The 21,563-nt window shown below is 71.6% G+C and carries 22 protein-coding genes; 11 read left to right on the top strand and 11 right to left on the bottom strand.

Going from position 1 to position 21,563, the window contains the following annotated elements; genetic code table 11:
• Positions 1-100 precede the first annotated feature (100 nt).
• On the top strand, positions 101-1,666 hold the full coding sequence (locus tag A6048_RS01305; protein WP_107747889.1) for a succinic semialdehyde dehydrogenase: 1,566 nt from the start codon (positions 101-103) through the stop codon (positions 1,664-1,666).
• A gap of 136 nt (positions 1,667-1,802) precedes the next feature.
• Here A6048_RS01305 and A6048_RS01310 read toward each other — a convergent pair whose 3' ends face one another.
• Both A6048_RS01310 and A6048_RS01315 read right to left on the bottom strand, forming a co-directional pair.
• The gene (locus tag A6048_RS01310) at positions 1,803-2,396 is read right to left on the bottom strand and encodes a copper resistance CopC family protein (RefSeq protein ID WP_235027508.1); all 594 of its coding nucleotides are present in this window, start codon (positions 2,394-2,396) and stop codon (positions 1,803-1,805) included.
• 5 nt (positions 2,397-2,401) lie between these two features.
• The gene (locus A6048_RS01315) at positions 2,402-3,247 is read right to left on the bottom strand and encodes a DUF6474 family protein (RefSeq protein ID WP_107747891.1); all 846 of its coding nucleotides are present in this window, start codon (positions 3,245-3,247) and stop codon (positions 2,402-2,404) included.
• A gap of 111 nt (positions 3,248-3,358) precedes the next feature.
• On the opposite strand from A6048_RS01315, the gene A6048_RS01320 reads away from it, so the two are divergent.
• Positions 3,359-5,038, top strand: coding sequence for a TM0106 family RecB-like putative nuclease (locus A6048_RS01320; protein WP_107747892.1), 1,680 nt, complete (start codon positions 3,359-3,361; stop codon positions 5,036-5,038).
• 178 nt (positions 5,039-5,216) lie between these two features.
• Positions 5,217-5,939 (top strand): hypothetical protein, encoded by a 723-nt coding sequence (locus A6048_RS01325; RefSeq protein ID WP_107747893.1) that lies wholly within the window; start codon positions 5,217-5,219, stop codon positions 5,937-5,939.
• A gap of 342 nt (positions 5,940-6,281) precedes the next feature.
• Here A6048_RS01325 and A6048_RS01330 read toward each other — a convergent pair whose 3' ends face one another.
• The 3 genes from A6048_RS01330 to A6048_RS01340 all read right to left on the bottom strand — a co-directional run bounded on the left by A6048_RS01330 (position 6,282) and on the right by A6048_RS01340 (position 9,969).
• Entirely contained in the window at positions 6,282-7,049 is a 768-nt protein-coding gene (locus A6048_RS01330; RefSeq protein ID WP_107747894.1) for an SDR family NAD(P)-dependent oxidoreductase, read from the bottom strand.
• 77 nt (positions 7,050-7,126) lie between these two features.
• Entirely contained in the window at positions 7,127-9,199 is a 2,073-nt protein-coding gene (locus A6048_RS01335; protein WP_235027282.1) for a neutral/alkaline non-lysosomal ceramidase N-terminal domain-containing protein, read from the bottom strand.
• Between the two features lie 167 nt (positions 9,200-9,366).
• Complete coding sequence (locus tag A6048_RS01340; protein WP_107747896.1) at positions 9,367-9,969, bottom strand: superoxide dismutase; 603 nt, start codon at positions 9,967-9,969, stop codon at positions 9,367-9,369.
• A gap of 160 nt (positions 9,970-10,129) precedes the next feature.
• Between A6048_RS01340 and A6048_RS01345 the strand changes: the two genes are divergently transcribed.
• On the top strand, positions 10,130-10,570 hold the full coding sequence (locus A6048_RS01345; RefSeq protein ID WP_235027618.1) for an NUDIX hydrolase: 441 nt from the start codon (positions 10,130-10,132) through the stop codon (positions 10,568-10,570).
• Between the two features lie 15 nt (positions 10,571-10,585).
• Here the strand turns inward: A6048_RS01345 and A6048_RS18160 are convergent, their stop codons facing one another.
• Positions 10,586-10,759 carry a hypothetical protein gene (locus tag A6048_RS18160; protein ID WP_159110386.1) on the bottom strand — a complete coding sequence of 58 codons (174 nt, stop codon included), beginning with the start codon at positions 10,757-10,759 and terminating at the stop codon, positions 10,586-10,588.
• A 103-nt stretch (positions 10,760-10,862) separates the two neighbouring features.
• On the opposite strand from A6048_RS18160, the gene msrA reads away from it, so the two are divergent.
• A complete protein-coding gene (gene msrA, locus A6048_RS01350; protein WP_159110387.1) occupies positions 10,863-11,540 on the top strand; it encodes a peptide-methionine (S)-S-oxide reductase MsrA in 678 nt (225 codons plus the stop codon).
• Positions 11,541-11,729: 189 nt separating this feature from the next.
• Here msrA and A6048_RS01355 read toward each other — a convergent pair whose 3' ends face one another.
• On the bottom strand, positions 11,730-11,933 hold the full coding sequence (locus tag A6048_RS01355; protein WP_007629661.1) for a cold-shock protein: 204 nt from the start codon (positions 11,931-11,933) through the stop codon (positions 11,730-11,732).
• 204 nt (positions 11,934-12,137) lie between these two features.
• On the opposite strand from A6048_RS01355, the gene A6048_RS01360 reads away from it, so the two are divergent.
• From A6048_RS01360 to A6048_RS01380, 5 genes are all read left to right on the top strand, one after another.
• On the top strand, positions 12,138-14,048 hold the full coding sequence (locus tag A6048_RS01360; RefSeq protein WP_244911034.1) for a pyruvate kinase: 1,911 nt from the start codon (positions 12,138-12,140) through the stop codon (positions 14,046-14,048).
• Between the two features lie 50 nt (positions 14,049-14,098).
• On the top strand, positions 14,099-14,941 hold the full coding sequence (locus tag A6048_RS01365) for a DUF4328 domain-containing protein (RefSeq protein WP_244911035.1): 843 nt from the start codon (positions 14,099-14,101) through the stop codon (positions 14,939-14,941).
• Between the two features lie 2 nt (positions 14,942-14,943).
• Positions 14,944-15,756, top strand: a complete 813-nt coding sequence (locus tag A6048_RS01370) for a glycerophosphodiester phosphodiesterase family protein (protein WP_107747899.1) — start codon at positions 14,944-14,946, stop codon at positions 15,754-15,756.
• 83 nt (positions 15,757-15,839) lie between these two features.
• On the top strand, positions 15,840-16,748 hold the full coding sequence (locus A6048_RS01375) for a DUF5926 family protein (RefSeq protein ID WP_107747900.1): 909 nt from the start codon (positions 15,840-15,842) through the stop codon (positions 16,746-16,748).
• 100 nt (positions 16,749-16,848) lie between these two features.
• Entirely contained in the window at positions 16,849-17,760 is a 912-nt protein-coding gene (locus tag A6048_RS01380) for a DUF8176 domain-containing protein (protein ID WP_107747901.1), read from the top strand.
• An 83-nt stretch (positions 17,761-17,843) separates the two neighbouring features.
• Here A6048_RS01380 and A6048_RS01385 read toward each other — a convergent pair whose 3' ends face one another.
• The 4 genes from A6048_RS01385 to A6048_RS01400 form a co-directional block, all read right to left on the bottom strand.
• On the bottom strand, positions 17,844-18,785 hold the full coding sequence (locus A6048_RS01385) for an LCP family protein (RefSeq protein WP_107747902.1): 942 nt from the start codon (positions 18,783-18,785) through the stop codon (positions 17,844-17,846).
• Positions 18,755-19,264, bottom strand: coding sequence for a hypothetical protein (locus tag A6048_RS01390; RefSeq protein ID WP_107747903.1), 510 nt, complete (start codon positions 19,262-19,264; stop codon positions 18,755-18,757). The genes A6048_RS01385 and A6048_RS01390 overlap by 31 nt, the downstream gene beginning before the upstream one ends.
• A 175-nt stretch (positions 19,265-19,439) precedes the next feature.
• Positions 19,440-20,291 carry a CPBP family intramembrane glutamic endopeptidase gene (locus A6048_RS01395; RefSeq protein WP_107747904.1) on the bottom strand — a complete coding sequence of 284 codons (852 nt, stop codon included), beginning with the start codon at positions 20,289-20,291 and terminating at the stop codon, positions 19,440-19,442.
• Positions 20,288-20,968 (bottom strand): APA family fibronectin-binding glycoprotein, encoded by a 681-nt coding sequence (locus A6048_RS01400; protein ID WP_107747905.1) that lies wholly within the window; start codon positions 20,966-20,968, stop codon positions 20,288-20,290. The genes A6048_RS01395 and A6048_RS01400 overlap by 4 nt, the downstream gene beginning before the upstream one ends.
• Positions 20,969-21,009: 41 nt before the next feature.
• On the opposite strand from A6048_RS01400, the gene A6048_RS01405 reads away from it, so the two are divergent.
• Positions 21,010-21,549 carry a hypothetical protein gene (locus A6048_RS01405; RefSeq protein WP_107747906.1) on the top strand — a complete coding sequence of 180 codons (540 nt, stop codon included), beginning with the start codon at positions 21,010-21,012 and terminating at the stop codon, positions 21,547-21,549.
• The last annotated feature ends 14 nt before the right edge of the window (positions 21,550-21,563 follow it).

A 21,563-nucleotide genomic window follows, 5' to 3' on the forward strand; every position in this document is an offset into this window, starting at 1 on the left:
CTCCAGCATCTCTCACATCGACCACCCTGGGCCCTGACGCGGTGTCAGGGTCAAGGGCAAGTCGGTACCGCGACGGCTTACTCGTCGGTAACATCGGGGTATGAGCCGACCCACACCCCGTGTCTACGACCGTCTCCGCGACCTCGTCGCGATCCCCGAGTTCCGCGCCGATCCGTCCAGTCGGGAGTCAGCCGTCATCGAGGAGGTCTTCACCGGCGAACCACTCGCGGAGATCCCCGCGGGGACCGCGGAGGACGTGGTGGCGGCCGTGGAGCGGGCCCGCGCCGCCCAGGTGGCGTGGGCCGATCGTGAGCCCGCTGACCGGGTCGCCGTGCTCAAGCGGTTCGCGTCCCTGGTCATGCGCAATCGCGAGCAGCTCATGGACATCGTCCAGGCGGAGACCGGCAAGAGCCGGGCCTCGGCACAGGAAGAGGTCCTGGACTGCCTCATCACCGCGCGCCACTACGCCAAGACCGCTCCGGCGCTACTCGCGCCCAAGCGGGTCCAGGGCATGCTCCCGGGCCTGACCAAGGCCGTGGTCCGGCGTCATCCCAAGGGAGTCGTGGGCGTGATCGCGCCGTGGAACTACCCGCTCAACCTCGCCGCCACGGACGCACTGGCGGCACTGGCCGCGGGCAACGCCGTGGTGATCAAGCCCGCCTCCCTCACGCCGTTCTGCGCCCTCGCCGCAGCCGACATGCTCTACCGCGCGGGTCTGCCCCGCGACCTGTTCCAGGTGGTCCCCGGTTCGGGTCGCACCGTGGGCGGGGCGATCGTGGAGAACGTGGACTATCTCATGTTCACCGGCTCCACCGACACGGGGCGCACGCTCGGCCGCCAGTGCGGCGAGCGGCTGATCGGCTTCTCCGCCGAGCTGGGCGGCAAGAACGCCATGATCGTCGCGGCGGGCGCGGACCTCGACGAGGTCGCCGAGGTGGCCACCCGTGCGTTCTTCTCCAACTCCGGCCAACTCTGCATCTCCGTGGAGCGGGTGTACGTGGAGAGGTCCGTGGCTCCGCAGCTCATCGAGAAGCTCACCGCCCGCGTCCGGTCCATGAGCGTCGGACCGGGCTACGACTTCGAGGCCGAGATGGGCAGCCTCATCTCCCGCGACCAGCTGGACACCGTCTCCGCGCACGTGGACGACGCCGTGGCCAAGGGTGCCCGCGTCCTGGCCGGTGGGCGCCCCCGCCCGGATCTCGGGCCCCTCTTCTACGAGCCGACGCTGCTGGCCGACGTCCCGGAGGACGCCACCTGTTTCGGCGAGGAGACGTTCGGCCCGGTCGTGTCGATCTACTCGGTCGACTCGGTGGACGAGGCGGTGGCCAAGGCCAACGACACCGAGTACGGGCTCAACTCATCGGTGTTCGCGGCATCCGACGCGGAGGGCGAGGAGATCGCCGCGAGGCTGCGGACCGGCACCGTCAACGTCGGTGAGGGCTACGTCGCCGGCTGGGGTTCGATCGCGGGCCCGATGGGTGGCATGGGTGCCTCGGGGGTCGGCCGCAGGCACGGCGACGAGGGGCTCCTCAAGTACACCGAGGCGCAGACCATCGCCACGCAGCGCGTCATGCACCTGGGCGGGCCCTCGTTCCTGCCCCGGAACCGGTGGCAGAAGATGCTCGCCCCCGCTACGGACGCGATGCGGTTCCTGCCCGGCCGGTAACCGGTCGGGCAGGGTCCGATCGCCCAAGGGTGATCGTCTTCGGGAGGGCTCCGTCTCCGCAGGGCCGGGGGAGCCCCGCCCGAAGACGCTCACGCTGGGCCAGGTCGGCCGAGTGCGCGCCTGAGGCCCGGGGTCGCTATTTTCCGCGGCGCAGCAGCACGAACGCGCCGCCGATCAGCAGGACGGCCAGGCCGGCCACGACCCACAGTGCGGGGTCGATGCCGCCGGACTCCTCGCCCGAGGTCTGGTCGGCGGTCTGGTTCCCGGCAGGGTCGGACTGGTCGCCCACCTGGTCTTCGGCCGAATCGCCGGTGGCGCCGATGGCGGTCTCCCCGGACCCGGCCTCCCCGGCCTGCACGGTGAAGACCGAGGTGCCGCTCACGACGTGGCCGTCGGCCGAGGTGACCCGGTAGCCGACGGTGTAGGGGCCGTCCGCCAGGTCGTCGAGCGCCACGGTGACGACCGGACCCTCCACCGTGGGCTCTCCCACGACGAGGTTGGCCCGGTCGCTGCCGGTGGTCACGGCCACCGAGGCGAACATCTGGTTGATCTCCTCGTTGAACGTCAACGTGACCTGATCGGGCGAGGTCTCGAGCGTCGCCCCGTCCTGTGGGTCCACGGAGACCAGGACCGAGTGCGCTGCGGCGACCGGGGCGAGGACGGTGGCCGGAGCGGCGACACCGGCGGCCAGGGTGAGGGCGAGCGCCGTGGAGGCCACCCGCCCCCGCATCGCGGTCACGGGGTGACGCCGAGGCGGGCGAGCACGTCCTTGTTGACCCGGTCGAGTTCACCCGAGATGGCGGAGTGCACCTCGCGGCGCTGGGAGGTCGGGGTGGTCTCGGCCGTCTCGACGGCCGTGCGCAGGTCCTTGAGACGCGTCCGGGTGGAGGAGATGAAGTCCTCGACCTGACGGTCGCCGCGTCGGCCGACCTCGAGCTGGTCGAGGGTCTGCTCCAGCCGGACGATGCGGGCACCGAGGGCCGCGCCGGGACCGGTGGCATCGATACCGGCCGCCTTGAGGTCCACGGCGCCGACGTCGGCGGGTCTGCCGGCGGAACCCTGCGCGTTGGACACGAGCTTGTAGAGCATCGGCAGCAGGACCGGGGTGGCGACCTTGGCCACGCTCAGCCAGCGCTGCACGTCCTCCTTGCCGAGCTTGGTGCCCTCGAGCTTCTTCAGCTCCATCTCGGCGAGCTGGTACTCGTGCTTCCGGCCGGCCGCCTCGATCTTCTCGGCCGCCTTGCGGTCCTTGGCCACGAACTTGGCCTCGCGCTTGATGGTGGCACGCTCCTGCTTGGACATGGCCTTCTCGGCCTTGCGGCCACGCTTGGAGGCCTTCTGGGCGAGTGCGTCCTGCCGCTTGGCCCGCTTGGCCTCACGCTTGGCCTTGCGGTCCGCGTTCTTGCCCTCCAGCTTCGCGCGCTTCCTGGCCTCGGCCAGGTCGACGCGGTGCGCCTCCCTGGCCTTGCGCCTCGTCTCCTTGGCGGCGAGCTTGGCCTCGGTCATGGCGGTGGACTTGAGCGCGGAAGCGTGGGCACGGAGTTCGGCGCGCTTGTCGCGGTAGGTCGTCAGCTTGCCCATGGGCGTCGATCCTTCTCTCGTCGCGAACATCAGGTCCCCAGCCTAGGCGAACAGTCCGCCGGTGAGCACCGGACCGGTATCCGTGCGCGGTGTGCGCAATGATGGACGTCGATGGACGGTGCCCGGAACAGATCGAGTGGGGCCCTCGACGGTGCGGTGGCGGGACCGGCCTCGGGGGCCAGGTGTCTGCACCGCGTGGCCCGGGAGCGGGACGCGGGCCCGTCGTGGTGGCGGACGGCGCCACTGGACGAGGGCGTGCGGCTGCGGGCGATGGCCGCCGCGGATCGCCGCGCCGGGCTCCGTGTGCGTGCGCTTCGGAACGCCCGCGCCGACGCGCGGGTGGTGGACGTGGTGGGAGACCACTGGACGGATCTGCCGGGTGACGTCCCCGGCGACGACGACGAGGCGGTGACCCGGGATGCGCTGACCGAGGGGGCGACTCTGGTGTGGGGCGCCGCCCTGCCCGCCGATCCCGACACGGGGAGAGCTGGTCTGCGCTGCACGCTCGCGGCGGTGCCGGGCGGGGGGTACGCCCCCGTCCTGGTGGTGAACCACAAGGTCGTGGACCCGCGGCGGAGCCGGCGATCGGCGGGGGCGCTGGTGACCCGTCTGCTCGACTGGGATCCCGCCCCCGATCCGACGCTGCGGCTTCGTCGTCATCCGGCGGATCTGGACCGTCTGGTCCACGCGTGGCACCTCCTCGACGTGCTGGGGCACGCTTCCCCCGACCCGGTCGGGGCCGTGCTCGGACTGGGGTCCGCGCGCGCGGTGGTCCACGATCTCGGTCCGGTCCTGGCCGCGGCCGACCGGAACCACGCCACGCGCCTGGCCGTGCTCCGGGGCGAGCTGGCCACTGAGCCCAGCCGGATCGGCGAGTGCCGCACCTGCCCGTGGTGGGAGGGCTGGGACGACCGGGGGACGCCCGTGGCGGGGTGCCGCGACCGGCTGGTCATCTCCGACGACGTGAGCCTCGTCGTGGGCGGTGGGCAGGTGGGACCGGTGCGCGCGGCGGGTATCCGCACGGTGGCGGCACTCGCGGAGGCCGGGCCGGAGCGTCCGCCGGACTGGAACGGTGAACCGTTCTCCGACGCGGTGTTGCGGGCCCGCGCGCACCGGGACGGCGAGGTGGTCGTGCCCAAGGTGGCCCGCCCGACCATCCCACGCGCGGACATCGAGGTGGACGTGGATCTGGAGAGCCACCTGGACGACGGCGCCTACCTGTGGGGGACCCTTCTCACCCTGCGGGACGGGCGTCGCCTCGAAGCGGAGGGCTACCGGTCGTTCGCGACCTGGGCCCGGCTACCGGATCCGGACGAGGGCCGCTCGTTCGCCGAGTTCTGGCGCTGGCTCACCGGCATCCGGGACAGGGCCGCGGGGCAGGGGCGCACCTTCCGCGCCTACTGCTACTCGAGGTCCGCCGAGAACGCCTGGATGCTCTCGACCGCCACCAGGTTCGGGCCGGACGGAACCGCAGCCGTGGTCAAGGGCGTCCCCTCGGTGGCAGAGGTGCGCACGTTCATCTCCTCGCCGCAGTGGGTCGACGTCCACGAGGCGGTGGCGACCCAGTTCGTCTCCACCTCCGGGCTCGGGCTCAAGGTGGTGGCGCCGGTGGCGGGGTTCCACTGGCGCGACCCGGACGCCGGGGGTGAGGCGTCGATCGGTTGGTACCGGGATGCACAGGCCTCGAGAGGGGTGGAGCGGGACTCGGGCAGAGCGCGGATCCTCGCCTACAACGAGGACGACGTCCGCGCGACCCGGGCTGTGCGCGAGTGGATTTCGGGCGGATTCTAACCAAGTTCTCACTGAGAGGGAGCTGTTGCTTTGCTGAGTAGCAGGGATATGGTGGGACGCAAGGGTCAAAGTTTACGACGATACCCGAGCGTCGTCGCCTGACCCCGAAAGCCCATCCCTCACGGGTGTCCTGTCGCGAATCCACGCCGGATGCCGCCCCACACTCGGAGACGAACCCATGACGTTCACGATCCGTAGGGCCGCTGCCGTCGCAGCCGCCACCGCCCTCGCCATCTCCGGAGCCGCCGGCGTCGCCACCGCCCAGGACAACGGCACCGGAAGCCTGTCCGCCGACAGCCTCGGCGCCGACAGCCTCGGCACCCTGAGCAGCGGCAGCGAGGGCAGCGGAGAGTCGGCCGGAGACGGTTCGATCCCGCAGGACCTGGGCTCGCTCATCCTTGATGCCAACGCCACCGGAGAGGGCTCGCTCGACACCTCGGGCTCCGCCATCTTCGGTGAGCCGTCGACGGGTTCCCTGGCGCCTGTCGCGGGGTCGCTCATCGACGCCGCCGGTTCCATCACCCTGAGCGACCCGGCACCCGGCACCGGCTCCGTCGACGCCAGCGGCTCCCTCCTGGACGAGTCCCTCGTGGGCTCGGTCGAGCCGGCGGCGGCGTCGGTCGCGGGTTCGCTCGGGGTCGGCGAGGGCGCCACCCTGGTCCTCGGTTCTGACGCCGGTTCGCTGCCGGCGGCGGGTTCACTCGGGCCGCTGGTCCTGGTGGGCGGTTCCGCCGCGGTCATCGGCGCGGGGATCTACTTCGCACCGCAGATCCACCAGGCGCTCACCGACGCGGGCATCGTCCTCCCGCCGCTGCCGGGGACCCCGGTCGCGCCCCCGCAGGCCGCCCCGGCTCCCGCTCCCCAGGCCCCCGGCCCGGACACCCCGAACGGCCGCGGCTGAGCGTGCAGCGCTGAGCCGGCGAGCTCGACGCCGGCGAGGCCGACCTCCGGCCGCTGAGTCTCTACCGCGTCCGGTCGGTGAGCGATCGCCCGCCACGACATCGAAGGCCCGCCTCCTGACACGGGGGCGGGCCTTCGGCTGTCATCGGTGCGATGGCCATTGGGTGACGTTGCCGGTCCGCCCGGGTCCCGCTCCCGTGACGGCGGAGCCCCCCGGTACAGCGGTACGGCGGGCCCCCGGTACAGGCGGTACGGCGGAGGCCCCCGGTACGGCGGAGGCCCGCGCCCCTCTCGGGGTGCGGGCCTCTGCGCCGATCGCTCGTCTCCGAGGCGGTCCGGTGTCCTAGCGCGGGGCCATCCGGAGGGCGCCGTCCATGCGGAAGCTCTCGCCGTTGAGGTAGTCCTGCTCGACGATCGCGTTGGCCAGCTGTGCGTAGTCCGAGGGGCGCCCGAGGCGCGACGGGAACGGGATCGAGGCCTCGAGGGTCTTCTGGAACTCCTCGGTGAGGCCGCGGAGCATCGGGGTCTCGATGGTGCCGGGGGCGATGGTGTTGACCCGGATACCGAACTGGGCGAGGTCGCGAGCCGCGCAGATGCCCATCGAGTACACGCCGCCCTTGGACGCTGCGTAGGCGATCTGGCCGACCTGGCCCTCATACGCGGCCACGGAGGCGGTGTTGATGATGACGCCGCGCTGGCCGTCCTCGTCCACCGTGTCCTGGGTGGACATGGCCTCGGCGGCCAGACGCAGCACGTTGAAGGTGCCCACCAGGTTCACCGAGATGCAGGTCTGGAACAGGTCCAGCGCGTGCACGCCCTTCTTGGAGACGATGCGGGCGGCCGGGGCGATGCCGGCGCAGTTGACCACGACGCGCAGCGGGGCGGCCTCGGTGGCCTTGGCGATGGCGGCCTTGACGTCGTCCTCGCTGGTCACGTCGGCGGGGATGAGGGTGATCCCCTCGTCGATGCCCTGCTCGACGGCCTTGTCGATGGACTGCTGGAGGTCGAGGCCAAAGACGATCGCGCCCTTCTCGGCGAACGAGCGCGCGGTGGCGTTGCCCAGGCCGGAGGCGGCGCCGGTGACGATGACGGATGCACCCTTGATGTCCACGGGTGATGTCCTTTCTCTTTGGGAGGCGAGCACTAGGAGGTGCAAGCAGTTACCGACCCAGTGTCCCAGAACCGTGTTCAGCGCACGTCGAAGGCCGGACTCTCCCCCCGCACGGGGAACAACCTGCCGTCGATACCGCGACCGGAGGCGGTGTAGACCACACGGTAGACGCCGGCCGGTGTGCCCGGCGGGATGTCCCAGGTGACGAGGGCGTTCGTCACCGTGAGCAGGCCCTCGAACACGATCATGGTGGACCAGTCGCCGTCGTCGTGGACCCGGATCCACCGGCTGCCGTCCCGGCGCTCCACGGCGAGGTAGGTGTCGCCCCGACGCAGGTCGGAGTTGGGGTTGGTGCCGGAGAACCTGACCGCGACCCGCTGCCCCGTCCGGTACCCGGGCAGGGGCGGGTCGAGTACGTCGCCGAAGTTCCGCAGCGGCGCCGGGGTGTCCACGAGCGGGTTACCCAGCGGGGAGACGGGGATCTGTCCGGTGAGGTCGCGCTCGGAGACCCCCGGATCCAGAGGGGTCCCCGACCGCATCGAGCGCGCCAGGTCGGCGGCCACCTGCTGGATGGCGGGCAGCGTCCACGGACCGAACGCGGTGGCCCCGCCCTCGTAGTTCTGGGCCGAGTACTCCTCCGGGGTCGTGACGTAGTGCCCGTAGGCGTTGGAGTACCCCTGCACCGTGACGTGGTCCTCGGGGACGCCGAGTTCGGACGCCAGCGTGCGGCGCAGGCGCAGTCCCGCCACGACGGTCGGCTCGAAGCCCAGACTGAACAGGTAGTGCCCGCCCAGCCGGACCAGGTGGAACGGGTACACGCGCTGGATGGCGTGCGGCACCAGACCGACGGGCAGCAGGACGTCCTTGGCGCCGTGTGCTTCCCGCAGCCAGGCGGGGATCACGACCTCGGAGATGGCCTTGATCTCCGGGTTCCCGCCCCGGTCGCCCTCGTTGAAGGGCAACTCCTCGGCGCCCCCGCCGTCCTCCTGGCTGCCGGCGGCGAACGCCGCGCCGAGCGCGGCCACGGCGGTGCGGTGCGTGCGACCATCGCCGGTGAACTCCGGCCGCACATCGACCGCCGACATGTCGACCCAGCGGTGACGGACGTCGATCCCGCCTCCGAGCGGTCGTACGCCCCGGCCCACCTGGTCGCGGGCGGCGGCGAACTGTCGCTCGCCGTTGATGCGGGTGTTGAGCCACTCGTCGGGCGTCGGACCGCGCCCGGGCTCGAGGTCGAGGTTGGGGCTGACGTCCCCGGGGTTGGTCTGGGCGAAGGCGGTGACCAGGGCCGGTGCGCCTCCGGCCAGGTAGTCCTGACCGGCTACCTCGCGCTCCCAGTGCCAGGCGGCGTATCCCTTGTTGTCCGAGGAGGAGAGCGTGTTGGCGGCGGTCATGGAGGTGGCATGGGAGGCGAACCAGTTGAGCACTCCGACCAGGCGCTCGCCCCGGGTGATCTGCAGGGATTGCGACCGGGGGTCGATGCCGGTGGGGAAGTGGGCGCGTTCACCGGGGGTGTCCCGGTCGAAGGAGCCGCGGGAGCGGTTGACGCCGGCGTCGTGCAGCTGCCCCGTGGTGACCCCGACGCCGGACGGCGCGAGGTCATGGTGAGCCATACGGACGGCGTCCACGATCCCGGCGCAGTTGGCGTCGAAGGTGACGGGTCGGAACCCGAGCATCGAGAGGTCGACCATCGGGTGACCGGACGTGCCGCCGGCGGCGGAGTGAGTGTGCGTGGCCGTGATCACGACGTTGCCCTCGTGGTAGGTGTCGCCGAACTCGGCGGCCAGGCGCCGGAGGACCTCCTGGTGGATGGACTGGAAGATCAACCCGATCTCGGCGGTCACGTGCAGGAACCGGGCAGACGACGGCGAGTCGGCAAAGACGAACGCCCGTGCCCTCTGCCGGAGATGCAGTCCTACGGAGTGCTGCTCGGTGTCGGCGTAGCCGTTCATCCCCGCCCCGAGGGACTCCCCGGTCATGTCACCGATGCCCCGTCCCACGTACATCCGGGTGGTCTGTGCGGACGAGACGGCCGGCAGGAGCGAGTGCAACGCCGCCACCCCGCCGAGGGCGGCGGCCCCGCCCAGAACGGAACGTCGCCTGACTCCGCGGTGACCGGCCCCGTGGCGGTCGGTGGCGTGGTGAGACATCGGCATCAGGCTCCCGGGGTGCGCGGACGGCTGGTGACCTTGGTCACCTCTTGGGGCGTGACGTTACCCAACTGGACGACCGACCGGGAAGCCACCCTCGACTCGACGACGGCGGGCCCCCGCGCAGGATGCGCGGGGGCCCGGGGGTCGATCCGTCGGTGGGGCGGTCAGCCCTTGGCGGCGGCGTAACGCTGCGCGACGTCCGCCCAGTTCACGACGTTCCACCAGGCCTTGACGTAGTCCGGCTTGACGTTCTTGTACTGGAGGTAGAAGGCGTGCTCCCACATGTCCAGCATGAGCAGCGGGGTGATGTTGATCGAGATGTTGCCCTGCTGGTCGGTCAGCTGCTGGATGATCAGGCGCTGCCCGATGTGGTCCCAGCCCAGAACGGCCCAGCCCGAACCCTGAAGGGTGGTGGCGGCGGCGTTGAAGTGGGCCTGGAACTTGTCGAACGAGCCGAACTCGGCGTCGATGGCGGAGGCCAGCTCGCCCTCGGGCTTGTCGCCACCCTCCGGCGACATGTTCTTCCAGAACACCGAGTGGTTGGTGTGGCCACCGAGGTGGAAGGCCAGGTTCTTGCTCAGCAGCGGGGCCTTGGCGGCGATGCTGCCGTCCTCGCGCGCAGCGGCGAGCTGCTCGATCGCGTCGTTGGCACCCTTGACGTAGGTGGCGTGGTGCTTGGAGTGGTGGAGCTCCATGATCTCGGCGGAGATGTGCGGCTCCAGAGCGCCGTAGTCATAGTCGAGATCGGGAAGAATGTACTCGGCCATAGTGGTGAGTCCTCTCAGTTGAGTGACGGGCTGCGCGCGGGTCTCGCCCGTGGCGCCCGTCACGACGTCCGGTTCCCACCATAGTGATCGAGCACGAACGGCGTCGGCCACCGGAACCACCGGCCGGTGGCAGCGGTTACGACCTGCCATGATCGGGGACATGGATCATTCCGATTCGGCCCCCGTCCGCGTCATCTCGGTCTCGGCGGTGGCGCTGACCCGCGCGGACGGAGCGGTGGTGACGGTGCGCAAGACCGGTACGGATCGCTTCATGCTGCCCGGCGGGAAGTGGGAACCGGGGGAGTCGCCCAGGCAGTGCGCGGTCCGGGAGGTCGGGGAGGAGTTGGGGGTGACGATCACCCCGGAGCTACTGACCCCGCTGGGGCGGTTCGACACCGCGACAGCCAACGAACACGGGTTCAGGCTGGTCTCCGAGGTGTTCGCTGCCGAGTCGGACGGACGCATGGAACCCCTGGCGGAGATCGCCGAGGCGCGGTGGCTCACGACGGCCGAGTTGCGAGTCGTCGCCGGGCTCCCGGAGGACGATTGCGCGCCCTGGGCCCCGCTATTGGTCCGGGTGGCTCGCGAGGGGCTGGTGTAACAGGGTCGCAGCAGGTCAGAGTACGAGGAGTGCGATCAGCGCGATCAGCAACAGGGCGGCGATCGCGACGCTGACGGCGAGGTTGCGATGACTGACGTGGTCACTGCACCCCGATCCCTCGAAGGGCTGGGACGAGCCGCGGTCGAGGATGTCGCGCAGTTGCTGTGCGGCGGGCTTTGAAGCGGTCACGTCGAACTCCCCAATGGTCGATCTGCGGCCACCCTAGCGCGAACTATGGCGTTCGTCACATCACGTCCGGATCACAGTCCCGCCGCAGGGTTACTCTGGCGTCATGGGCTGGCTACAGGACGCGATACGACAATCCACGATGCGCACGGCGACCGAGGTGATCGACGCCGAGTCGGCGCTGCCGGGTAGGTCCGAACCGATCGCGGTGGCGCCGACCAACATCGCCACCGGCAACCCGATGGTGCCCCCGTTCCCCGAGGGGCACGAGTCGATCGTGCTGGGGATGGGCTGCTTCTGGGGTGCGGAGAAGATCCTCTGGCAACTCCCGGGGGTGTGGACCACGGCCGCCGGCTACGCCGGCGGGTGGACCCCCAACCCCACCTACGAGGAGACCTGCACGGGTGCCACCGGGCACACGGAGGCCGTCCTGGTGGTGTTCGATCCCGAGGTGTTGCCCGTCGAACGGCTCCTCGCCACGTTCTTCGAGTGGCACGACCCCACCCAGGGGATGCGCCAGGGCAATGACATGGGGACGCAGTACAGGTCGGCTGTGTTCGCCACCACCCCGGAGCAGTTGGAGGCGGCCCGTCGTCTGGGCGCGGCGTATCAGAAGGAGCTGGACGCGGCCGGTCACGGGCCCCTGACCACGGAGTTCGGGTTGCTCGGGGAGGTCCGGTCGGGAGAGTTCGCCTACGCCGAGGATTATCACCAGCAGTACCTGCTTAAGAACCCCGGCGGTTACGACTGTCATGTGCGAAGCGGAGTGGCCTGCCCGATCTGAGGTCTGTCCGAGGCCCGGCCGGGCCCCGCCGGGCCGGGTCGGGCCCCGCCGCGCGGGGAGACTCCGGGCCGATGCCGCCGACGGCGTGGGAACGGGATTTCGCTCCGGACATGCGAAAGGGCCCGGCCGGGATTTCTCCCGGGCCGGGCCCTTTACGTCGATGCGGCGTCAGATTGCTCTGACGTCAGATCACATCGGGGTGATGTTCTCCGCCTGCAGGCCCTTGGCGCCCTGCGCGACGTCGAAGGAGACCTGCTGGTTCTCCTCGAGCGAGCGGTAGCCCGAGCCCTGGATGGCGGAGAAGTGCGCGAAGACGTCGGCGGAGCCGTCGTCCGGAGCGATGAAGCCGAAGCCCTTGTCAGCGTTGAACCACTTAACGGTGCCGGTAGCCATATTGGCGTCCTTTCGAGAGTCGGCACTCCGCTTGTCGGAGTACCAGATGATGCAGCAGAGAGCGTGCTGTGTGTTTCCCTGCGGTGCCGCATCGTTCTCTCGCAAGAACGGTGGATCTACAGAAATACAACGTACGTTTTCAACTACTGAGGAGAACCCTACAGGCTCAGAGCCGGTCCGTCACCCCCACGGGGTGTCCGGCAGGTGAATTCGCTGTTCCGCCTCGGTCCCGGACCGCTCATGCGGCCCGGGAACGACAAGACTGAGCACGTGTACTCCGACCTGACCCGTGAACTCGATTCCATCCTGGGCGACCTCGCCCCAGGCCGCGCCGAGCGGACGTCGGAGATGGACCAGGTGGCCCCGACCCACCGCGACGGCGCCCTGAACCTCGTCGACTACGCGACCCTTCGCAGACACGACCTGCGGGACCTGCAGGATCGACTGCTCGACGTCGGCGTCTCTCCCCTGGTCGGATGTGAGGACGACGTGGAGGCGGCTCTCGGCGCCGCCCGTGCCGCGTTGGCCGCGCTCCAGGGGCAGGACCCGACGCCCTTCGCGGACCGGGAGGCCACGGCCGAGGCGCGTGCTGCCGGGGACGCGGCGCTGGCAGCCCATGCGGACGAGCTGCTCGGAACTCCCCGCCACGGCCGGTCCGGTCGGGTCATGGTGACGTTGCCGTCGTCGGCCGCCGACGACCCCCGGCTGGTCCTGGACCTGGCCGAGCGGGGCATGGGGTTGGCGCGCATCAACTGCGCCCACGACGACCCGGAGCGGTGGGAGTCGATGATCGCCGCGGTCCGAGCGGCGGAACGGACCGTCGGCAGGAGGATCCCGGTCTCGATGGACCTGGCCGGACCCAAACTGCGGACAGGGCCGGTGGCCCTCGGCGCGCCGGTGGGCAGGGCGCGGGTCACCCGGGAGCCGGGAGGCGGGGTGATCGACCCCGCGCGCATCTGGTTCACCCGCCAGGGCCTGGATCCGGCAGACACGCCGGCACCGCCCGCCGCGCGCGGACACCCCGCACTGTGCGTACGGGTGGACCCACGGTGGCTCGCGGGCCGGTCACCGGGAGACGTGATCGAGGTCCCCGACGCGCGGCGGCTCCGACGGCGGTTCACCGTGGTGTCCGCGGGCACCGACGGAGTCCTGGCGGAAGGGGGCCGCAACGCGTGGGTGCGCGACGGGACGCTGATCGACTGCGACTTCGAGCACACCCGGGTCCGTGGCATCCCCGCGGTGCCGCGCCGGATCCGGGTCCACCGCGGGGACTCGATCCTGCTCACCGGCGACATGGAACCGGTGGAGCCGCCGCCGTCCGGGGAGGAGATCCGCCTGGGTTGTGCGTTGCCCGCTGTCGTGGAGGCGCTGTCGGTGGGAGACCGCGTCCTGTTCGACGACGGCGTGATCTCCGCCGACGTCACCTCGACCTCGACACCGGGGCAGGAGGACGGCCCCTGGGCCCGACTGGAGGTGGTGCGGTGCCGCGAGGGCGGGCGCTGGCTGGGGTCGGAGAAGGGCATCAACGTGCCTGGAGTGGAGGTGGAGACCCCCGCGCTCACCGATGAGGACCGCCAGTGCCTGCGGTTCGCGGCCCGGCACGCCGACGTCGTTGCCCTGTCCTTCGTGCGGACGAGGGGAGATGTCGCCGACGCGGTGGAAGCGCTGCGGGCCGCGACCGCGGAATCGGGGCGTGAGCTGGGCCTGTTGCTCAAGATCGAGACCCGGCAGGGCTACCGCGCGCTGCCGGATCTGCTGCTGGAGGCTATGCGTCACCACCGGATCGGGGTCATGATCGCGCGCGGCGACCTCGCCGTCGAGATGGGTTTCGAGTCGCTCTCGGAGATCCCGCGCAACATCACCCTGATGTGCCAGGCGGCCCGCGTTCCGGTCGTGCTGGCGACCCAGGTGCTGGAATCGCTCGCGAAGACCGGGATGCCGTCCCGCGCGGAGATCTCCGACGCCGGCTCGGCGCAGCGGTCCGAGTGCGTGATGCTCAACAAGGGGCCGTACGTGGCCGAGGCGATCGAGACCCTCGACGCGATCCACTCGCGGATGGGCCGGATCCAGCGGAAGGCCCTCCCGCTGATGCGTCACGTCAACAGCTGGGACTGAGCGTCGCCGTCACCGTCGCGCCCCGGGCCCGCTGTGCCAGCATGGTCGCCATGACCTCACCGCGGCGGACCGGCCAGTGGCGCTGGGTCGCGCACCCGCCGTGGCGTCCGCCGGTACCGGGGACCAGACCTCCGACGCCCCGGCACCGCTCGGGACCGGCGTGGGGGGACCGGACCCCGGCCTACCCGGCGACCCCGAGGTGGGGCCTGCCACCGGTCGCGATCCCTCATCGGCTGGAGCAGCCCGAACCCTGCAGGCGCGCGCGAGTGGCCGCGGTGGCGCCCGGGATCGTCGGGGCGGCCGGGACGTGGTTCGCGGTGGCCGCCGTGGTCCACGGTCTGCGGTACGCGGTTCTGGCCTGGTACTCCGATCGTCTGGCCCCGTGGTGGGTGGAGGCCACGACCACCGCGCTCGTGTGGGTGGCGGGAGTGGTGGCGATCGCCGTCGGGGTGGCGGCGGCCGTCGCGGCGACCGCATGGCTCGTCGAGGCCCGTCGTCGCGTGTACTCACCCGTTCCGGATCCGCGGAGGCGGGCGGGTCTGTGGATCGGATGCCTCCTGCCCGTCATCAACTGGTTCCGGATACCGGTCTACCTCGAGGAGCTCCGCCTGGCCTCGACCCGCGCGTCCTCCAGGTCCGAGCTCCGCCGCTGGTGGGTGGCCGTCGCCGTGAACGGTGTGGCTGTCGCGCTCGCGCTGTGGCGCGGCACGGGAGAGGGTTCGCAGGCCGCAGCGGACACGGTGGTGCTCACCGCACTGGCGGCGGCAGCCGCGGTGTGGGCGGCGCGGGAGACCCGGACCGTCATGCGGAGTTTCGACGAGCCTTCCCCGCGGTTCACCCACCGGCTTCTCCCGCGAGGGATCGTGAACACGTCCCCCGCTCGAGAGGAGTAGACGTGACGGTCCCCGCGACCACACATCTGCAGTCCACGGTGTCCACCAGGAGTGGGGTCGTCGCCCACCGAGGGGCCTCGGCCGAGTTCCCCGAACTCACGCTCGTCGCCTACGAGCAGGCGCTCAAACAGGGCGCGGAAGCTCTCGAGGTGGACATACGACTCACCTCCGACGGGGTCCCGGTGCTCCTCCATGACCCGAGAACGGCCAGGGTCGCGGACCGCGACGTGTGGGTCCACTCCAGCACCCTGGACGAGCTCTCGACACTGGACCTCGGCACGTGGCATCCGGTGCACCGCAGGCCCGAACCGCTTCTCACGCTGCGCAGTCTCCTCGTGATGGCCGAGGCGTACCCGAACGTGAAGTTGTTCCTCGAGACCAAGCACCCGGTGCCCTCCGGTGGCCGGGTCGAGGTCGCCCTCCGCGACGAACTCAAGTACTTCGGTCTGGACCGCCCCGCCTCGCATCTCGAATCCCGAGCGGTGATGATGAGCTTCTCCGTCATGGCGGTGCGGCGGTTCAGGCAGCTGGCCCCGCAGGTGCCGGCGGTGCAGCTCCGGGAGCGCGGCAACGTCCTGAAGTCGTGGCCGGCCGAGGGGTTCGGCGCCCAGTTGATGGGCCCGAGCATCGGCGCGCTCCGGGCGCGGCCGTGGTTGGTCGACTACTGGCGGTCGCGGGGGATGGGTACCTACTGCTGGACGGTCGACGATCCGGCCGACATGCTCCTGTGCCGTGACCTGGGCGTGGACTGGGTAGCCACCAACGTCCCGTCACGGGCGCTGACCGTCCTGGACGGGCCCGCACCCCGTGCCTGACCGGCACACCCCACGAGTGATCGACGGACCGGGGCCGTACCTCCTGCGGGCGGGCCGCGCGGGCGCACCGTATCGTGGTGCCCGTGGGTAGACGTCAGCGCCATAATGAGCCCAAGTCCGGCGGCAACCGCCAGGCCAAGATCGCCGCGCGCGCGGCCGAGCGTGAGGAACTGAGCGTCGAGCCCCGGCCGTTCGCCGGGTTCGCCGGGGAATGCGACATGGTCGCGATGCGCGAATTCGTGCCGTCGGCCACCGCGCGACTCACCACGACCGCCGAAAGGCGCGAGATCACGCTGGCGACCGTCCTGCCCGGGGCCATCGCCGGCCTCGTGCGTGACGATGAGCTGGGCGGCGAGGCCATGGTGGGCCTCCAGGTGCAGGTCCACGGACCCGACCCGGCCGTCGATCTGGCCTACGCGGTGGACTGGGCCTCTCGCGCCGGGGGCGGGGAGACCCTGAACGCCTCCCATCCGGACGAGTCCACCCCGGCGTTGGAGGACGTCGTGGTCGCCGATGCCCCGCTGGAGATCGTGGTGCACGGCGACTTCTCCTGGTGGCTCGCCGAGGACGCCCAGGTCAGGCCCGAGATCGCCCAGGCCATCAAGAACGCCAACGAGGTCATGATGCCCTCCGCCCGTGTCGCGGCCGACGGCATCGACGCCGCCTGGTGGGTCGACGCTGGCGAGAAGGCCCACGTCCGCTGGGTACGCCCGGAGAACGAGGACGCGCTGTTCGAGGCACTCGCACGCGTTCACTCCGCAGGCGGCCTCCACCTGGGCGAGGGCTCCCGGTTCGCCGGGTCCTTCCGTACCCACGGGTTGCTCGTGCCGGTGTTCGACCTGGACCCGGAGATGCACCATCAGGAATGGGCGCCGGGCCTTGTGGAGCTCGACGCGCGACTGGGCGAGGCGTTGGCTAAGGACGGTCCGCTCAGCTCGGACGAACGCGCGTCGCGCGACGGCCTCCGGGCGCGACAGGTCACCCTGCGCTGACGCGGCACCGGCCCCCGACCGGGCCCGGGGACCTCTAGTATCCCCTCGGGCGGCAACCGGGTCGCCCGGCCGGACGTGTGGCGGAGGGGGTGCGGCCGACGTGGCCGACCAGCCGAGAACGGGCGACGACGACGAGGCCACCACCTCGGAGGTGACGGTTCCGCCGTGGTTGCGGACCGGGCCGACCCCCGAACCGTCCGGTCCCGAACAGTCCGCCGCCGTGCCGTCTGCGGTTGCGCGGTCGGCCGCCGGGCGAGGTGGTGCGGTCCCCGAGCGGGCCGACGCAGGGCCGCAGGACTCCTCCCGGGAGATCTCCCCCAACCGCATCAGACTGGGTGCTGGAGAGCGGGACGACGAGCCGGTCGGAGAGCCCGGTCAGCCCGGTGGCCGCGGTGAGCCCGGTGCGGGGGAGAGCCGGCGTCGGGAGCGGGACCTGTCCTCGTTGCCCCTCGACGCGGAGCAGCCCGTGTCCGTTCGATCCGGGGTCGCGGGGCTCGGTCCCGACCGTTCCCCGACCCGCGACGGGCGCGCACGGCGGCTCGCGCTGTTCGCGGTCGCCGGGGTGGCGGTACTGGCCGGGTCCGCAGTGCTCGGGTTCGTCATCGCCCGCGGAGCCCTCACCCCGACCGGTGGGGAGGCGACGGACTGCGCCCCGGTCTCGGAGCCCGGCCGCGTGGTGGGCGACGGCCCCGGTTCCCTCGCCACCCCGTTGGAGACGGTGTTGGCGTTCGACTACGCCTACTACGTCGATCGGTCGGCGGAGAAGGCGTTCGAGGCGGTCTCACCGTCGAGCCGGATGACCAGGGAACAGCTACGCGCCGACGGGGTGGACCGGGTGCCCGAGGGGACCACCCACTGCGTGGAGGCGCTGGAGTTGTCGCCCACGCTCCTCGAGGTGAGCCTCACCGAGTCCCCGCCCGACGCGGAACCGGTGGTGATGCGCCAGCGTGTCCGGGTGGCGGAGAACCCCGACGGAACCTGGGGGATCGTCTCGATCACGCCGGCGGGGTGATCCAGCCAGGCCGATAGCCCGGCCCGGCCCGCCCGGCCCGGCCCGCCCGGCCCGCCCGTTGCCGGACGGGGCCGGGGAACGGGTCAGGGACCGGGGTCGAGGTACTCCTGCGGCGGGGTGCGTCCCGAGGCCACCGCGTCGAAGAATCCCGAGGTGCTCGGACCCCACACGAGGTAGGAGCCCACGGCGCCGGAAGCCATGCCGTCGTAGGGGGCGGTCACGGTGAGCGGATCGCCCCTGAGCTTCCACATCACCGAGGCGAGGTTCCAGATGTGGTCCCCGGTGTCCACCGTGACGGCCTCCGAACCCGCGTCGACCAGTGACACCGCGGTGAAGGGGTTGAGCAGGTTCCCCGGGGACATGGTCGCGCTCATGAGCGCGCCGAGGAACTGCCGCTGGTTGCGGACCCGCTGGAGGTCCTGCTCGGCGAAGCCGTAGCGGGTACGGACGAACCCCAGGGCCTGCGGCCCCGCGAGGGTCTGACAGCCGGCGGCCAGGTCGAGCCCGGCCAACGGGTCGTTGATGGGCTCCTCGATGCAGATGTCCACACCACCGACCGCGTCGACGATCCCGGCGAAGCCGCCGAAGCCGATCTCCGCGTAGTGGTCGATCCGCATCCCGGTCTGCTCCTCGAGAGTGCGGGTCAGCAGCGCCGGTCCACCGAAGGTGTAGGCGGCGTTGAGCTTGTTCTGCCCGTAGCCCGGGATGTCGACCAACAGGTCGCGTGGCAGCGAGATGAGCATGGTGCGGCCGCCGTCGCGCGGCGTGTAGACCAGCATCATGGTGTCCGTGCGTTTGCCGCCGGCATCGGATTCGGAACCGGTGGACAGCTGGGCCTGTTGCTCCGGGGTGAGCCCCTCGCGGGAGTCGGTCCCCACGAGGAGGGTGATGCTGCCCGGGGTGTTGCCCCCGCGCCCGGGGTAGTCGGTGAGGGCGTCGATCCTCTGCAATTTGGAGTCCGCCCACAGGACGCTCACCACGCCCAACGTCAGGATCAGGACCAGGACCAGACCCAGGATCCGCACGGGCCCGAGCCGCCGCCTGCCGGGTGCCCGGCGGGAGCGGCGATCTCGTGACGGCCCGTACCCGGCTCGGGACGGCCTTCGGGCGGATCGTGGATCGCGCGGGTCGACGGGCTGACGGCGGGGGTCACGTGCCCCGGCTCTCGACCGCGACGCGCGGGCGGGGTCGCGGTTCGGGTCGCGGTTCGGATCACGACGGGGGTCTCGGCCCGGATCGGCTCGACCCGCGTACCGGGCCCGCTCGTCGCGGGAGAGGGGCTGGGGCTCCTGGCGGGGTTGATACCCGCCCGGACCAGCCGTCCGCTCGCGACCGGGTTCCGGCGAGCGGCGCGGGTCGCGACCGGCCGCACGACGAAGATCCGACGTGCCGCGGGGCTCCTGGCGGGGTTCACGACCCGGATCTCGACCCGGATCTCGACGCGGATCTCGACGCGGCGCGGGTTCGCGCGGCACGCCGGGGTCGGCGTACCCGCGGCGCTCACGCGCGCGGCGCCGGAGCTCGGCGGCCTCCTCAGGGGTGAGGTGCCGGCGCCTGGAGTCGTCGGTCATGGGACCGGACTCTACTTGGCCACCGGTCCGGTCGGCGTCCCGCACCGCGCCGCCGGAGGTGGCGCGCGAGTTGGGGGGAGAGGGGAGACGGTCCGCGTTCGCCGCCCGTCAGAGCCAGGCGACGTGGGGCGCGAGCAGCGCATAACCCACGAACGCGACCACGTCCAGGAGGGTGTGCGCCAGGACGAGCGGCCAGAGTCGTCGGGTCCGCATCCACCAGAGGGCAAAGACGATGCCCATCGCCAGGTTGCCCAGCCCGCCGCCGAAGCCCTGGTAGAGGTGATACGACCCCCTCAAAAGGGCCGTGCCCACCAGCGCGACCGCGGGCGGGACCCCGAGCTGGCGCAGGCGAACGAGGAGGTAGCCCACGACCAGGATCTCCTCGGCGGCGCCGTTGCCCGCGGCGGCCATGACCAGCACGACCGGGCGCCACCACGTCTCCGTGAGCCCGGAGGCCGCCACCTGCAGGTTGAACCCCGCTGCCACCGCACCGAGGTAGAACGCGAGGCCGGGGATCCCGATGACGGCGGCCAGGGCGAATCCCCATGCGATCTGCCGGCCGGCGCGATCGCGGACGAGCCCGACCGCCTTCGGCCCGATGCCGGTGTGTGCGAGCAGGACCAGCGGCAGCAGCGACCACGCCACCAACCGCAGCACGCTGAGCACCTGATAGCCGGCGTCGAGCCAGGCATGGGTGGACCGCGAGGGGTTGAGGGTGGCGGACTGGCCCGCCAGGGGTTCCGGGGCGAGCAGCGCGGAGGTGAGGTCGAGGACCGAGTAGAGGCCGGCGAGACCGAAGGTCACCAGGAGGACGACGACGAGCTCGACCGCCAGCAGCCGGCGGGCGCGGGGGTCGGTGACCGGGTCGAACCTGGCGGCGTAGCACCGGAACGCCTCTCGCGGGGAGAACGCCTTACGCACGCGGCCCGCCTCGGGAACGCGCCGCACCCGGCCGGTCATCCGGGCAACCGGATGTCGCTCACGATCCGGTCCATCCAGCGGGGCCCGGGGGTCGATTGCTGGGAATTGGTCACGTACGCGACCCACCACCGCCGACCCTCTGATCCGAACACGGCGGCGTAGACCAGTCCGCCGGCGGTGGCGTCCTCGGCGTCGTCGGGGACCAGGACATACGAGACGGCGGACCCGTCGCCGGCCTCGTTGCGGACCTCGGTGACGCGCTGTTCGTCGCGGGTCCCCGTGACGCCCATGAGGTAGAGCTGGATGATCTCCGCCAGCGCCGTGGCGGCCCCCTGGTCGTCGGCGATCGCGGCGGCGGCGATCCCGGGTTCGAGAACCCCGGCGATGATCCGGGTGTCGAGGGCCTGCCCGGAGCCCACCGGCGCCATCTGGATCGTGCCGATCTCCGGTTGGCCGATGATCTGCCACCCGATCGGGACCGCGATGTCCAGTCCCGACTCCTCGTCCAGGTGGTGGGCCCCGTGCAGCGTGGAGTCCCTGGGCAGGACCGAGGCGGGATCCGTCGCCACCGCCACGACCAGGAGAAAAACCAGTAACGCCAGCGCCACGCGGAACGTGCGCGGACCGCGCTTCTCCTCGGGGGTCAGGTGAGAGGCGTCGGGGGCGTCGTCCGGGGCGGGGGCGTGATCGGAGGCGGGGGAGTCGTCGGAACCCATCGGGGGAGAGAGTAGCAACGCCGCGGTGTAGACCTGTGGTCATGACGGTCTCACTCGAACTGCTCAGCCGCGGTCCCTCCCGCCCGGACCTCCTCGAGGACCTCGTGGTGGCAGGTTCCGGGCTCGCCGCGACGCTGCTCCGGTGGTCCGCCCCGGAACCGGTCGAGGTGCCGACGGACCCCGTCACCGGTCTCCCCGGACACGACGCCGTCGCCGAGGTACTGGCAGCGGACACCGCGGTGGTGATAGACGTGGCGCCGGGTCTGGGCGGCACGGGTGCCGCGGCCGACCGGCTGGTCGACCTGCTGGCGCTGGCGGCCCACTCCGGGGTCGGTTTCGGGTCGGGCCTGATCCCCCGGTGCACCGATGCCGGTCAGATCTGGGCGCTGCTGGCGGGAGCGGTCGCGGCCATGACCGGTGGGGATGTCCGGGCCGCACTCGTCGCCCCGGACCCGGCCGCCCTCCTCGCGCTGCCGCGGGCCGCGCGCGAGGCGATCCGTGACGTCGTGACGTGTGCCGTGGTGCCGGAAGAGTCCCTGGAGGGGGTCTCGGCGGACCTCGCGTCCGCCGGGCGACCCTGACGCTGGCTAGTCTT

This window comes from Dietzia psychralcaliphila (assembly GCF_003096095.1).
GTDB lineage: Bacteria > Actinomycetota > Actinomycetes > Mycobacteriales > Mycobacteriaceae > Dietzia > Dietzia psychralcaliphila.